Source organism: Bradyrhizobium sp. RT6a, assembly GCF_040547675.1.
GTDB lineage: Bacteria > Pseudomonadota > Alphaproteobacteria > Rhizobiales > Xanthobacteraceae > Bradyrhizobium.
Map to the genome: position 1 here is coordinate 327,602 of NZ_JBEPQC010000004.1, position 13,082 is coordinate 340,683.

The 13,082-nt window shown below is 65.2% G+C and carries 11 protein-coding genes; 4 read left to right on the plus strand and 7 right to left on the minus strand.

Going from position 1 to position 13,082, the window contains the following annotated elements; all coding sequences use genetic code 11:
- Positions 1–142 precede the first annotated feature (142 nt).
- The 3 genes from ABIC03_RS23295 to ABIC03_RS23305 all read right to left on the minus strand — a co-directional run bounded on the left by ABIC03_RS23295 (position 143) and on the right by ABIC03_RS23305 (position 4,409).
- Positions 143–949 (minus strand): WecB/TagA/CpsF family glycosyltransferase, encoded by an 807-nt coding sequence (locus ABIC03_RS23295; protein ID WP_354061388.1) that lies wholly within the window; start codon positions 947–949, stop codon positions 143–145.
- Positions 942–3,317, minus strand: a complete 2,376-nt coding sequence (locus ABIC03_RS23300) for an exopolysaccharide transport family protein (protein WP_354061390.1) — start codon at positions 3,315–3,317, stop codon at positions 942–944. Before ABIC03_RS23300 ends, ABIC03_RS23295 begins: the two co-directional genes overlap by 8 nt.
- Positions 3,318–3,608: 291 nt before the next feature.
- Positions 3,609–4,409 (minus strand): class I SAM-dependent methyltransferase, encoded by an 801-nt coding sequence (locus ABIC03_RS23305; RefSeq protein WP_354061392.1) that lies wholly within the window; start codon positions 4,407–4,409, stop codon positions 3,609–3,611.
- A gap of 396 nt (positions 4,410–4,805) precedes the next feature.
- Here ABIC03_RS23305 and ABIC03_RS23310 point away from each other — a divergent pair, with 396 nt between their 5' ends.
- Positions 4,806–5,834 (plus strand): glycosyltransferase family 2 protein, encoded by a 1,029-nt coding sequence (locus ABIC03_RS23310; RefSeq protein ID WP_354061394.1) that lies wholly within the window; start codon positions 4,806–4,808, stop codon positions 5,832–5,834.
- Positions 5,835–5,849: 15 nt separating this feature from the next.
- On the opposite strand, the gene ABIC03_RS23315 is transcribed toward ABIC03_RS23310, so the two are convergent.
- Entirely contained in the window at positions 5,850–6,836 is a 987-nt protein-coding gene (locus ABIC03_RS23315) for a glycosyltransferase (protein ID WP_354061396.1), read from the minus strand.
- Positions 6,837–7,083: 247 nt separating this feature from the next.
- Between ABIC03_RS23315 and ABIC03_RS23320 the strand changes: the two genes are divergently transcribed.
- The 3 genes from ABIC03_RS23320 (at position 7,084) to ABIC03_RS23330 (ending at position 10,810) form a co-directional block, all read left to right on the plus strand.
- A complete protein-coding gene (locus tag ABIC03_RS23320) occupies positions 7,084–8,151 on the plus strand; it encodes a glycosyltransferase (RefSeq protein WP_354061398.1) in 1,068 nt (355 codons plus the stop codon).
- 41 nt (positions 8,152–8,192) lie between these two features.
- On the plus strand, positions 8,193–9,599 hold the full coding sequence (locus ABIC03_RS23325) for an O-antigen ligase family protein (RefSeq protein WP_354061400.1): 1,407 nt from the start codon (positions 8,193–8,195) through the stop codon (positions 9,597–9,599).
- 65 nt (positions 9,600–9,664) lie between these two features.
- Entirely contained in the window at positions 9,665–10,810 is a 1,146-nt protein-coding gene (locus ABIC03_RS23330; protein WP_354061402.1) for a GNAT family N-acetyltransferase, read from the plus strand.
- A 30-nt stretch (positions 10,811–10,840) separates the two neighbouring features.
- Here the strand turns inward: ABIC03_RS23330 and wrbA are convergent, their stop codons facing one another.
- From wrbA to ABIC03_RS23345, 3 genes are all read right to left on the minus strand, one after another.
- Complete coding sequence (gene wrbA, locus ABIC03_RS23335) at positions 10,841–11,440, minus strand: NAD(P)H:quinone oxidoreductase (protein ID WP_354061404.1); 600 nt, start codon at positions 11,438–11,440, stop codon at positions 10,841–10,843.
- 85 nt (positions 11,441–11,525) lie between these two features.
- The gene (locus ABIC03_RS23340; protein WP_354061406.1) at positions 11,526–12,224 is read right to left on the minus strand and encodes a pirin family protein; all 699 of its coding nucleotides are present in this window, start codon (positions 12,222–12,224) and stop codon (positions 11,526–11,528) included.
- Between the two features lie 32 nt (positions 12,225–12,256).
- Positions 12,257–13,009: an SDR family NAD(P)-dependent oxidoreductase gene (locus ABIC03_RS23345; protein ID WP_354061408.1), complete on the minus strand. Its 753-nt coding sequence runs from the start codon at positions 13,007–13,009 to the stop codon at positions 12,257–12,259.
- Positions 13,010–13,082 lie beyond the last annotated feature (73 nt).

Here is a 13,082-nt window from a genome sequence, read left to right on the forward strand (position 1 = left end):
GGCCGGGAAAGTTGCCGACGCCGACTGCGACAGTCTCTTTAGCCGCTTATGAGCCCGGCCCGCAAGGCGCAATACCGGCGGCGCTGGCATTGAAATAGCGCAGGCGGGGCTGGTAACCGTCGGCGGTCATGTCGTTGTCTACTCAGCGATTGAGGGGCCGATTGCGGCTGAACAGCAGATAGATCGCGCGAGGGTTGGTGGTCAAATAGCGCCAGAACAGGCGGCGGGGCTCGAGCAAGGTGCGCCAGGCCCATTCCAGCCCGATCTTCTGCATCCATCGCGGCGCGCGCGATCGGCTGCCCGACAAGAAGTTGAACAGGCCGCCGGATGTCTTGATGACGCCGACATTGGTGAGATGCGGAGTGAATTCCTCGACGAACGCCTGCTCGTTTGGCACGCCCAGCGCAACCCAGAGATAATCCGGCGCTAGCGCGTTGATCTCGTCGACCTTAGCACGCAGCGCATCGCCACGGAGATAACCGTGGCTGTGGCCGACGATCTTGAGGTTTGGATACATCTTCCGGACGTTCTCGACCGCGGCGGCGTTCTCGTCCTCGCTGGCGCCGAACATATAGAAGGTGCGGCCGACCGCTTCAGCCTTGCGCGCGACGACGTGAAACAGGTCCGTCGTGGCGACGCGCTCGGGCAGCGGAAACCAGGATTGCAGCCTGGACGCCGCGACCAGCGGCTGGCCATCGGCGTTGATGAGGTCCGCGCCTCGGAACAGGCGCTCGGTCTCCGGTTCAGTCGAGCACCGCGCCAGCACCTCGCCATTGGCCGAGGTCAGGTGCAGCGGACGGCCGATGCGATGGCGCGGATCGGTCGCCTCGATCATGAAATCTGCGGTCGCTTCCAGGTCGATCGCGGCCATGCGAAGGCCGCCGATGGTGATCCGCGGCACGTCGGCGGTTGCGGCCCGGCCATCGAGATTGATGCGGCGCTCAAGCATACTGTTTGCCTCGTTGGCGAGCTTGGGCCATAGGGGTGAGTTCGTCGAGCACGACGCCGACGAGCTTGCGCTCGGCACGGCCGAGCGTGCTCAATATCTCTTCCAGGCCGTCGTTGATGTCGAGGCTGGTCGGCAGCACCGCCACCAGCGCGTCGGCATCATCGAGCAGCTTACAGCTGCCGGCCGTGAGTGGCGCCGCGGGGCCGTCGAGGACGACGAGGTCATAGCCGCCGGCGGAGCGCGCCTGCTCGATGGCCTTGCGGATGGCGTCAGCGGCTTTGCCCGCGTCGCGTTCGGCGGCCGGCAACACCGAGATGCCGTTGAGGGTCTTGATCTCGCGCGCGGCCTTGCTGCCGATCGAAAGCCATCCGACCTTGCTCGGCTCGCTCTTGCCGGGACGGTTGACCTTGTTCGAGAGCGAATGCGCCTGATGGTCGGCATCGATCATCAGCACCCGGGCGCCGTCGCGCGCGGCCGCGAGCGCGAAATTCAGCGCGGTCACGCTGCGCCCGGTGGTCTCGCTGGCACCGACGAGCGCGATAACAGGCATTGTCTTGCCGCCGGCGCGCCGGGCCGCCGTAGCGCGCATGTCGCGCCAGGCGTTGAGCAGCGTCGTCAGTGGAAAGCCGGGGCGCAGCGTCGGCCAGCCCAGCCGGGTGAGGTCGATGCCCCCGCCGGTGGCGAGAATGGCGCCGAGCGTGTGGATGACGTCGGCCTCCTGGAGGCGCGCGATCAGCGGCTTTTCGATCAGGGGCTTCTCGACCATCGAAGGTTGCAGCGGCGGGGCGGCGAGTTCCGGCAGTGCTTCAGCGACTTCCGGGGTTCGCAGGACCGGCTGGGCCCGGGCAGTCTCTGGCGCCCGCGAAGGCGCTGGAGCTCGCGGAGCTTGCGGCAACGGAGTGCGATTGGGACGGGCCGGCGCCGGTGCCGGCGCGAAGGCACTGGCGAACAGCAGTTCGGCGGCGACGAACCAGCTCGATGCAGCGATTGCGCCGAAGATGAAACCGATCATGGCGAACAGGCTCATCGCCGGCGGAAACGAGCGCCGCTGCGGCACCGTCGCTTCGCCGATGATTCGGGCCGCCGAGGTGTTCAGCGTCTCCTGTTCCTCGGTCTCGCGCGAGCGCTTGAGGAAGGATTGATAGACGTCACGGCTGGCATCGGCTTCGCGTTCGAGCTCGCGCAAGCGCACGGCGGCCTGACTGAGCTGGACGCTCTGCCGCTTCTGCGCCTCCAGTGCCCGGCTGAGCGAGGCTTCGAAGTCGCGGGCGCGCGTCAAATCGTTCTTGGCGGACTGGGCGAAGCGGTCGATTTCTTCGTTGATGGTGCGCTTGAGATCCTCTACCTGCTTCTCGGTCTGGCGCAGCGCCGGATGACGCGGGCCGAGCTCGCCGGCCTGCTCCGCATATTTCTTGCGCGCGTCGGCATATTGCGCGCGCAGGTTCGCGATGGTCGGCGATTGCAGCGCCTCGGAGTTCGCGCCTGCATCTGCCGTCGTGCGTCGGCTCGCCTCGATCTGGTCGAGGCGCGCCTGCGCGTCCATCGTCGCGGCGCGGGCGGCGGAAAGCCGCTGGTTGCTGGCGGAAAGCTGCTGGTCGCTGATCAGCGCATCCTGGGTACCGACGAAATTGTTTTGAGCCTTGTAGGTCGCGAGCACGGTCTCGGCGCTGCGCAGCCGCTCGCGCAGCTCCTTCAGGCGGCCGGAGAGATCGTTGGTGGCGCGCCGCGCGGCCGAAGCCTGCGAGTTGCGGGATTCCGCGAGGTAGGCGCTGGTCAGCGTGTTGGCGAGCATCGCCGCTTTCGCCGGATCGGTCGACCAGACCTCGATGTCGACGATGAAGCTCTTCTCGGTCTTGCGGATCGTGATGTGCCGGTTCAGCGCCTCGAGGGCTGCGAGCTGCACTTCCTTCTTCTCAGCGGCGGAGGGCGCGTGGGGCTGAAGGCCGAGCAGGCCGAGCAGCGACGACATCACGCCTTTGCCGTCGGCTCCGCCGCCGAACTCGGGATCCTTGTCCAGATCAGCCTGCTGGATCACCTGCAGCAGCACGCTGTTGGAGGTGATCAGGCGCGCCTGGCTCTCGACCACCATCGACATGCCGGATACGTCCTGCGCGCGGGGCGTTAGCTCGCGATCGACGAGCTGAAGCTCGCGCGGGTCGACATAGAGCTGGGCGGTGGCGGTGTAGCGGGGCGTCAGGCTCTTGCCCACGACGACGGCAAGCGTCGCACCGAGCAGCGCGGCAACGGCAATCGCGATCTTCCGCCGCCAGAGCAGATTGGCCAGCTCCAGCACGTTGAAGCCGGCCTGAAGCCGCTGCTGGGGGGCCTCCGGCCTGGCCGGGTCTATCGGCTGGTTATAGTCAAGCATGATCCCCAGCTTTCATTCCAAGTGCCGCGTGCTGAGGGGGTACTCTTCGCTCTACGCCACGCACCTCGGATATAGGTGCCCACTCAACGCAACAGGGAAAATTAACCATACTCATTGAGGGACTATTCACCGAAATGGCAAACAAAGCGTTTAAGCGCATGCCACCCTTCGACGCATCGCCGTGACGCGTGCGATGGCGCGGTCCTTCAGAGCTTAACGGTTCGTTACCGCGCGCGGCGTGGCCGCGAGGCTTCGCTGGTCTTGCGATCGGCCGCGCGCGCACCATGGCCGTCAGCTTTTCCGCAGGATGACGTGATAGTCGCCGCGGCGGACGTCGGTCCCGCGCGGGAGCACGGCGTTGAGCACGGCGGCGCCGGCGTCGACCAGGGCTGCGAACAGCGGCTTGCGCCGGCGCATCTCGGGATAGCGCGGGCTCTCGACCTCACGGCGGTAGATCATCTCGAGGCCATTGGCGGCGGCGAACACTTCGAGCCTCGGCAGCGACACCAGGGGATGGAAGAAGGTCGGGAACGGCGGCTCGCCCGGCAAGCCGGCGTCCTTGATGCCTCGAATGTGCCGGTAGAACCAGACGTGGAACCAGTGCGGCGAGTATTTGGTGACGACCCCGGACAACGAGCGCGGATTTGGCGCGCCGATCAGGATCATCCCGCCGCGCTTGAGCGCATCGCGGAAATTCAGGAGTGCGGCGTCGACGTTGGGAAGATGTTCGATCACGTTGTAGCAGATCACCAGATCGAAGGTCTCGCGTCCGAAGCGGTAGGTCTGGACGTCGCCGAGGATCGCTTCGTCCGCGTAGCTGTTGTTGCGAACCTGGTCCTCGTCGATGTCGACGACGGTGACCTTGCTTCGACTCAGCAATTCCGGTGGCAGTACGCTGCACGAGCCGCCTCCGGCTTCATAGGTGGCGAGCTGGCCCTGCGGCAGTTCGCGGCGCAGTACGTCGTGGACGGCGAGCAGACTGTCGCGGGCTTCACCGGGGACGAGATCGTGCAGCGCCTGAGTGTGGGCGATGGCCGCGGGAATCTGGACCGCCGTGGCTGTCGCGAAATCGATCGTGGCTGGCTTGTTCATATTTTTTTCTGACCGCGCTTGTTCGACTTAAATTTACAGGAAAAATCTCGTGTAGCCGTAGAGCAAATCCGATGCCGCGACGCTTCACCCGTCACGGTGCTTACGATCGGGTTAATGGGCATGTGCGTTAACTACGGCATCGTCCGCGCCAGCCGCCATCGGCGCGGTGGACCGCGAATTGCAGTATCACGCGCGCAAGGTTTCGCAGCAGAAACACCCGAAAGCAGTTAAGTGCATGGATGGCAGAAAATCGGCGGCGTGCCGCCGTCGCGAGGCTCCAACCGGCCGTTCATTTTGGGACGTGCCTGTCCCGCGGCGATGTGCCGTCGCGGGACGGCGCTGATCCCCGGGATCGAAGCAGGGCTTTTTCAATCTATCTCGGACATCTAGAACGTCATGACATTGATCCCGACAGACCTGTCCGCCACGCGTATCTCGGATGCCGTGCGCGATCCCAACCGGGAGATCGCGGCCAGCTCCCGGATTATCGACCTGTCGGTTGGAATCGTCGTCTGCATCCCCTGCTTCCGCCGCCCGCAGCATCTGCGGTTGACACTGGACTCGCTCGCCCACCAGCGCACCCCGCGCTCCTTCGCCGTCGTCATGGTCGAGAACGATACGGTACGGCGCGAAAGCGCCCCGGTGGCCGCGGAATATCTCGCCGATGGCAGGCTTCAGGGCATCTGCCTGGTCGAGAAACGGCAAGGTAACGTCCAGGCGATCAACGCCGCGTTCGAGACGGCGCTGGCGCTGTTTCCCGCCGCGACCCGGTTCCTGATGATCGACGACGACGAGATCGCTTCGCCCGATTGGCTCGATCTGATGGTTCGTACCGCGGAGGCGACCGGCGCCGACGTGGTCGGCGGGCCGGTGCTGCCGGTCTTCGAGGACGACAGCATGCCCTGGCTTTCGCGTCACCCAGTCTTCAGTCCCGCCTATGATTACAGCGGCGCGGTGCCCCTGATCTATGGCTGCGGCAATTGCCTGATCACGCGTGCGGCGTTCGAGAGGTTCGCCCGTCCCGCCTTCGATCCGCGCTTCAACTTCCTCGGGGGCGGCGACTGCGATTTCTTCGTGCGCTGCCGCGATGCCGGCATGACGTTCCACTGGACGGCGGAGGCTGTCATCACCGAGACGGTGCCGCAAAGCCGCACCGGTTTCGGCTGGATCGTGAAGCGAGGCCTGCGCATCGGCGCGATCAATTATCGTGTGCAGTCCAAGGCCGCGCAGGGCACGGCGGCGCGAGTGTGGGTGTTTGCGCAGGTGCTCGGGAGGTTGCCGCTGTCTTTGGTGCGCGCGGCCACTCTGCTGAACTCATCGAAGGCCGTCGTCGCGATGCATCCCGTGATGGTCGCGCTCGGCTCGTTGTTCGCCGCGTTCGGCATCGAGCCGAAACCCTATAAGGCCTCGAAGATCGCGTCCTGACGCCGAGGTCGCGGGCTAAATACCAAAGCAGGCGAGGGCGACCCTGACCGCGGAACGCGGCAGCGATTTGAGCGAGCGGCGCCCGACCATCCCGAGATAGGCGAGGGCTTGGCGATATCTGCCGAAGCGGACCGCTTGCATCGCCGAATACGTGACGAGATGAACCTCGGCGGCCTGGCGCAGCCCGGCTGCCGTGCCCGCGGGCAGTCGCGCCATGATCAGCCCGTCGTCGAACACCCGCGCGATCGCCGGAAAGAAATCCTGTGGCGTCCGCACCGCCGCGTTCATGGTGTTGGCCGTGTGCAGGCGGTAGTCGAGCAGAAGGTTCGGCGCAAATTCGAATTCGCCGATCGCGGCAAGGCGGCACCAGCAGTGCCAGTCCTCGCAATATCTGAGCGAGACGTCGAAGCCGCCGATAGCGCGGAAGGCCTCTGCACGTGCGAGCGCAATGCCGCCATTGACGATGAAGTTGCCGGCCGCCAGCCGCGCCAGCACGTCGCCGGACGGCTTGCGGCGCCCTTTCAGCAGATCCCGACGGCCGATCTGCCGCCCCTCGCTGTCGATCGTGTTGTAGTCGCCGTAGACGAGAACCGCGCGCGGCGCGCCACGCGCGGCCGCCAGCAGCGCCGCGACCGCGCCGGGCCGCAGGCGATCGTCGGCATCGAGGAAGAGTAGCCATTGGCCGTTCGCATGCTGCGCGCCGAGATTGCGCGCGGCCGATACGCCCGTCGCGCCGTTGGTCATCAGGCGCAGCCGCGGGTCACGAATGGCACGGACGATGGCGGTGGTGCCGTCGGTCGAGCCGTCGTCCACGACGATCACTTCGGTGACCTCGGCTTGCGCCAGTGCGCTGGCGAGGGTTTCACCGACATAGGCCGCAACATTCTTGGCCGGGATGACGACAGACACCGATGTGGCTGAGCCGACTTGCAGCGGGAGACGCGCCGCCGGAACGACGCGCGATGCGGCGGGCAATTCGAGAATTTCTTCCGCGGTGATCAAGATACGACTCGCCTTTAACCGTCTGTTAACCAGGGCGCATCTGCGCGTTCGCAATGCGATCGATCGCAACCCTGACCGTCGCGAATGATACTCGCATTGGGAAAAAAACGTCGCCGCGACGGCTACCGCAGCGTTGGTTTCGTCAATTAGCGTTAAGCCGCCGGCATTAAGCCTGTGGCAAATTTGGAAGAGTGCGACAGCCGGTCCCATGCGAGAATGCGCAACCTGGCTGCCGCGGATGGACCCAGTGCCCACAAAGACATTCGACTACGATCCCGACGACATGGTCCTCAACCTGTTCTACGAGGATAAGGACGATCGCTGGTTTCCCGGCGACCGGCATCTGCGGCGCATGGCGCGTCGCATGCTGCTCGGCGAGCCGCGCATGAGCGGGCAGCTCCGCGTGTTCCTCAATCTCTGTGCGGGGCTCGATCGACTTGGCATCCGCTATCGCGTCAACGACTACAGCTACATCGCGCGGCATCCGGGCGAACTCGCCTGCATCATCGGCCGCACCTTCCTGCTCGACAAATTTGCCTGGAAAAATCCGATCCTGCTCGGCGTCGCCGCCCATAATCATCCGCTCGACGATCCTGACCTGTTCAAGCGCCTGCCGGTCAAGAAAGTCGTGGTGCCGGGCCCCTGGTACGCCGACATGTATCGGCCGCATTGGCCCGACACGGAGGCCTGGCCGATCGGCATCGACACGGATCTCTGGGCACCGTCGCCGACGTCGCAAAAGAGCGTCGACCTCCTGATCTACGACAAGGTGCACTGGGATCGCGAGCGCTACGCACCGGAGCTGATCGAACCCCTCCGCGCCCGGCTCACGAAGGAAGGCCGCTCGTTCATCGAGCTGCGTTACGGCAGCTACAAGGAGGAGGACTATCGGGCTGCGCTCGCGCAATCGCGTGCGATGATCTTCCTGTGCCAGAACGAGAGCCAGGGCATCGCCTATCAGCAGGCCTTGTCTTGCGGCGTGCCGGTGCTCGCCTGGGATCCCGGCGGCCCCTGGCGGGACCCCGATTATTATCCGCATCGCGTCCAGTTCGCGCCGGTGTCGTCGGTGCCGTACTGGGACGATCGCTGCGGCGCCAAGTTCGTCGACATCGCCGGGTTCGAGGCGGGCTGGGACGAGTTCTGGGCCGGGTGCGCCGCCGAAACCTTCGATCCGCGCGGCTTCGTGCTCGACAATCTCACGCTGGAACAGCGCGCGCTGCAATATTACGAGATCGCGCGAAGCATCGTGCGGCAGGAGGCGGTGCCGCAGAGCTCCGCTGGACTGGTTGACGGATGCTTAACAGGGATCGGCTAAGACTTTGAGCTTCCCTCCGGCTTCATCACCAGCCTCGAGCCATGGATCGCAGCGCCATTGACATGACCGACGTCGAGGCCCGATCGTTCGGCGGCGTCCTGCGCGATGGGCTTGCGGGGGTCAACGCCGTGCGAGCGGCGCGCTGCCTCGTCGCAGTCGCAGCCCTGCTCCTCGTGCTGGTGACGCTCGATCCATTTCCTGACCTGCGCAACGAGGATGTCACCACCGTCGTCGGCGGACGGATGGCGCTCACTTATGTCTCCTGGGGCCTGCTGGCCGCGATCGCGGTGCTGTTCGTCGCCGCGGCGGATGCGCCCGCGCTGAAGACGCTGGTGACGCCACTGCATCTCTGCCTGATCGGCTGGCTGTTGATCAACATCGTCTTCTCCGAGAACCGCGGAGTTTCGATGCAGCGCTTCGTGCTCGCAGCCAGCGTGATGTCGCTTGCGGTGTTGTTGCCGTTGCTGCCGCCGACGCAGCGCAGCTTTAACCTGTGCCTAGGAGGCGCCGCGCTCGTATTGCTCGCACTCTGCTATCTCGGCGTCTTCATGGCGCCGCAATACTCGATCCACACCGCACTCGACGTCACCGAGTCGCAGTTGGCCGGCGACTGGCGCGGCAGCTTCGGCCACAAGAACATCGCCTCGCCGGTGATGACCATCCTGGTCTATGTCGGCATCTATCTGTCCGCCGTCGGCTCGTTCGTGATGGGTCCGGCCATCGCCGCGCTGGCCGGAATCTTCCTGATCTTCACCGGCGGCAAGACCTCCTCAGTGCTATGCCTTGCGATCTACGCGCTCGCCTCGCTGGTCTGCGTCACACCAAGCCTGTGGCTGAAGCGGATCATCTGCTTCGTGCCGCTGATCGTGATGAACCTGTTGACGGTCGGCAGCGTCGTGAGTCCGGCGCTCGGGGCAATGACGCGGCTGCTTCCGCTCGATCCCACCTTCACCGGCCGTTCCGCCATCTGGGAGTTCGCGCTCGCAGCCGTGGCCGAGAAGCCGATCATCGGTCACGGCTATGCCGCGTTTTGGGACGACGTGACCGCGCGGCAGACCGCCCAGGGCGCCGAATGGGCGACGAGCGCGGCGCACAGCCACAACAGCTATCTCGACCTCGCGGTCACCATCGGCCTGCCGGGGCTGTTGCTGGTGATCCTCATCTTCGTGCTCGCGCCGCTCGGCAATTTCCAGTCGGCCCGAACTCACAATCGCAGCGGTGCGTTGGCCAAGCTGTTCCTGACCGTGTGGCTGTTCGGCCTGTACTACGGGGCCACCGAGACCTTCCTGCTCGAACGGCAGAATCCGATCTGGTTCATGCTCGCCGTCGCCGTGGCCGGCCTGCACTTCCTGGCCAGGTTCCAATGCGTCGCGGAAGTGGAACCGGACCCCGACGACTTGTCGCAGCCGGTGCGGCTGCAGTGGCTTCGGCTTAACGATAAGCAATGAGGTCACTTGTGGCTGCGACAAAACACAATCTATCTGGAAACACCCAGTAACCGTATGTCCCGCGGATGACGATCCTCAGCGTCGAGCAACCAGATGGTCTTGTGTTCAGCACGTCGGGAATCGCCGTCGATTTGGTGCGTGACTGGCGGCAGGCCGCATCGCGCCTAAACGCAGGCCATCGCACTGCATTTCAGCATGGATACTGGCTCGGCGCCTGGTACGAGGCGTTCCGCGATGGCTCGCCGCTGATTGCATTGATCTCCGATGCCACGACCGGCAGGGACATCGCAATGGTGCCGATGATCAGCCACCTCAGGCGCGGCATCCGCATCGTCGAATTCGCCGATTTTGGAGTCTCCGACAACAACGCGCCGATCCTGGCGCTCGATGCCGCGTTGGACGCGGCGGCGACGGATGCGATCGGGAAGGCGCTGATCGACGCATTGCGCGCATTGCCGGACCGCTTCGACCTGCTGCGCCTGAGGAAGATGCCGGCCCATATCGGGGGCAACCCGAACCCACTGGTGTCGCTCGGCCGGATCGGATCCTGCTCGCTCAACGGCAACCTCGTGCTGACCGGCGACGACTATGAAGATTACCAGGCCTCGATCAAGCGCATGCAGATGCCGCGCTGCTGGCGCGTCTTCAGCCGTCACGCCGGGGCGCGATTCGAGATCGCCACTGATGTCGCGCGTGCGCGCGAGCTGCTGGACGTGATGGATGCCCAGCAGCAGGCGCGCATGCGAAAGCTCGGCTCGCGCTTCGTCCTCAACGACGAAACCCATGCGCAGTTCTATCGCGAGGTCGCCCGCCAAGGCGTCGCGGACGGTTACGCCGTCATTTCGGCGCTGGTGTGCGACGAGGCCGTCGTCGCCACCACGCTCGGCGTCAGGTTTGGTGCGACCTATTTTCTCCTGCGCATCAGCCACGCCGGCGATTCCTGGTCGAGCTGCTCGCCGGGGCTGCTCGTGACCGAGCGCACCATGGCGGCGTTGCATGCGCAGGGTGTGCGCCGTTTCGACCTCAGCATCGGCAACCAGGGCTACAAGCGCCGCTTCGGCGCCAAGCCGGTACCGCTGACCGATGTCAGCGTCGCGCTGTCCTGGCGCGGCATGCCCTTCGCATGGCGTGACCACGCCGCGCAGGGCCTGCGCCGTCACCCCAGGCTCGCCGCCTTTGCGGCGCAGGCGATTGGCAAGGGGATGCGCTGACGGGCGCTCCCCTCGCACCAGCCGTGTAGCTCAGCCATGGAGTTTTCTGGCGGTCTCCGCGATCTGCCGGCCCTGATAGCGTGCGCCGGCGAGCTCGTTGGCGCTGGGCTGGCGGCTGCCGTCGCCACTGGTGATCGTGGTGGCGCCATACGGCGAACCGCCGGTGACTTCATCGAGCTTCATCTGGCCAGCGAAGCCGTAGTTCAGGCCGACCACGGTCATACCGAAATGCAAGAGGTTGGTGATGATCGAGAACAGCGTCGTCTCCTGGCCGCCATGCTGGGTCGCGGTCGCCGTGAAGGCACCGCCGACCTTGCCGTGCAGCGCGCCCTTGGCCCAGAGCCCACCGGCCTGGTCGAGGAAGTTCGCCATCTGCGAGGCCATTCGGCCGAAGCGGGTGCCGGTGCCGACGATGATCGCATCGTAGTTTGCGAGGTCGTCGATCTTGGCGACGGGGGCAGCCTGGTCGAGCTTGTAATAGGACGCCTTGGCGACCTCGGCCGGCACCAGCTCGGGCACGCGCTTGATGTCGACGGTGGCACCCGCTTCGCGCGCGCCTTCGGCAACGGCATTGGCCATCGCTTCGATGTGGCCATAGGCGGAATAGTAAAGGACGAGAACTTTGGTCATGATGGTCTCCGTTGAATGCAGATTTGATGGATTGATTGTTGGTGTCGTCATGCAGGGACAAGCCCGGCCATGACGGAGAGAGCCGTCAGGCCGCGTCGACGAGCACGATCTCGGAATCTTCCAGTGCCGTGATCATCAGCCTGTCCTCGTCGCGGATCGCGGCGCCGTCGCGGGCGTTGACGCGCACGCCGTTGATCTCGACCGACCCCGCCGCGGGCACGAGATAAAGGTGCCGCGACTTGTGCGGCGCGTACTCCGCGCTCTCGCCCGCCTTTAATGTGGTGGCGAGCACCCGCGCATCGGCGCGGATCGGCAGCGCGTCCGTGTCATTCTCGAAGCCGCTCGCGATGGTGACGAGCTTGCCCGAGCGGTCTCCTTTCGGAAACGGCTTCGAGCCCCAGGTCGGCTGCCCCCCGCGCGCGGTCGGCTCGATCCAGATCTGGAAGATACGTGTCCTGGTCGGCTCGAGATTGTATTCGGAGTGGCGGATGCCGCTGCCGGCGCTCATCACCTGCACGTCGCCCGCTTCGGTGCGTCCCTCGTTGCCGAGGCTGTCCTGATGGGTAATCGCACCCTCGCGCACATAGGTGATGATTTCCATGTTGGCGTGGGGATGGGCAGGGAAGCCGGTGTTCGGCGCGATCTCGTCGTCGTTCCACACCCGCAAGGCGCCGTGACCCATGTTGTCAGGGTCATAATGGCTTGCGAAGGAGAAATGATGCTTGGCGTTGAGCCAGCCGTGATCGGCGCCGCCGAGCTTTGCGAAGGGTCTGAGTTCGATCATCTGCGTGATTCCTAATGTTGGGACGGTGGCGCCTAGGCGCCAAAACCGCCGTCGACGTTGAGCACCGTGCCGGTGACGAAGGAGGCTTCCGGGCTTGCGAGGAAGACGATTCCGGCCGCGACTTCCTCGGGGCGGCCGAAGCGCTGCAGCGCGTGCTGCTTGCGCTGGGTCTCGGCGAACTCGCCGCCGTCCTTCGGATTCATGTCGGTGTCGATCGAGCCGGGTTGCACCACGTTCACGGTGATGCCGCGCGGGCCGAGATCGCGTGCGGCGCCCTTGGTGTAACCGACCACGGCGGCCTTGGTGGCGACGTAGTCCGCAAGGCCCGGGAACGAGGCGCGGTCGGCAAGCATCGAACCGACGGTGACGATGCGGCCGCCTTCGCCCATCAATTGCGAAGCGGCGCGGATCGCCGCGATCACACCATGCACGTTGACGGCGTCCTGTCGGGCGAACGCCTCGGTGTCGGCATTGGCGTCGTCGATCGCGCCGCCGCTCGCGACGCCGGCATTGTTGACCAAGATGTCGAGATGGCCAAACTCCTTCGCGACGTCGTTGACGAGCTGCGTCACGTCCTTGGCCGAGGCCTGGTCGGCCTTGAAGGCGCGGGCCTTGACGCCCCGGGCCTTCAACTCGGTGACGACTGCTTCCGCCTTTTCGGGAGAGGCGACGTAGCTGATGGCGACATCAGCACCTTGATCGGCGAGTGCGCGCGCAGAGGCCGCGCCGATACCGCGCGAGCCGCCGGTGACGAGGGCAACCTTGCCTGAGAGCTTCTTGGTCATTGGATTTCTCCGGTCCTGAATTTCTGATGACCCTTGGATAAGCCTCGGCCTGTGGTATAGAAATAGAAACTGT

What these genes read in the sequence shown, in the direction of transcription:
- ABIC03_RS23295 (WP_354061388.1), bottom strand. Translation starts at nt 949, where the DNA reads ATGCTTGAGCGCCGCATCAATCTCGATGGCCGGGCCGCAACCGCCGAC.
- ABIC03_RS23300 (WP_354061390.1), bottom strand. Translation starts at nt 3,317, where the DNA reads ATGCTTGACTATAACCAGCCGATAGACCCGGCCAGGCCGGAGGCCCCC.
- ABIC03_RS23305 (WP_354061392.1), bottom strand. Translation starts at nt 4,409, where the DNA reads ATGAACAAGCCAGCCACGATCGATTTCGCGACAGCCACGGCGGTCCAG.
- ABIC03_RS23310 (WP_354061394.1), top strand. Translation starts at nt 4,806, where the DNA reads ATGACATTGATCCCGACAGACCTGTCCGCCACGCGTATCTCGGATGCC.
- ABIC03_RS23325 (WP_354061400.1), top strand. Translation starts at nt 8,193, where the DNA reads ATGGATCGCAGCGCCATTGACATGACCGACGTCGAGGCCCGATCGTTC.
- ABIC03_RS23330 (WP_354061402.1), top strand. Translation starts at nt 9,665, where the DNA reads ATGACGATCCTCAGCGTCGAGCAACCAGATGGTCTTGTGTTCAGCACG.
- wrbA (WP_354061404.1), bottom strand. Translation starts at nt 11,440, where the DNA reads ATGACCAAAGTTCTCGTCCTTTACTATTCCGCCTATGGCCACATCGAA.
- ABIC03_RS23340 (WP_354061406.1), bottom strand. Translation starts at nt 12,224, where the DNA reads ATGATCGAACTCAGACCCTTCGCAAAGCTCGGCGGCGCCGATCACGGC.
- ABIC03_RS23345 (WP_354061408.1), bottom strand. Translation starts at nt 13,009, where the DNA reads ATGACCAAGAAGCTCTCAGGCAAGGTTGCCCTCGTCACCGGCGGCTCG.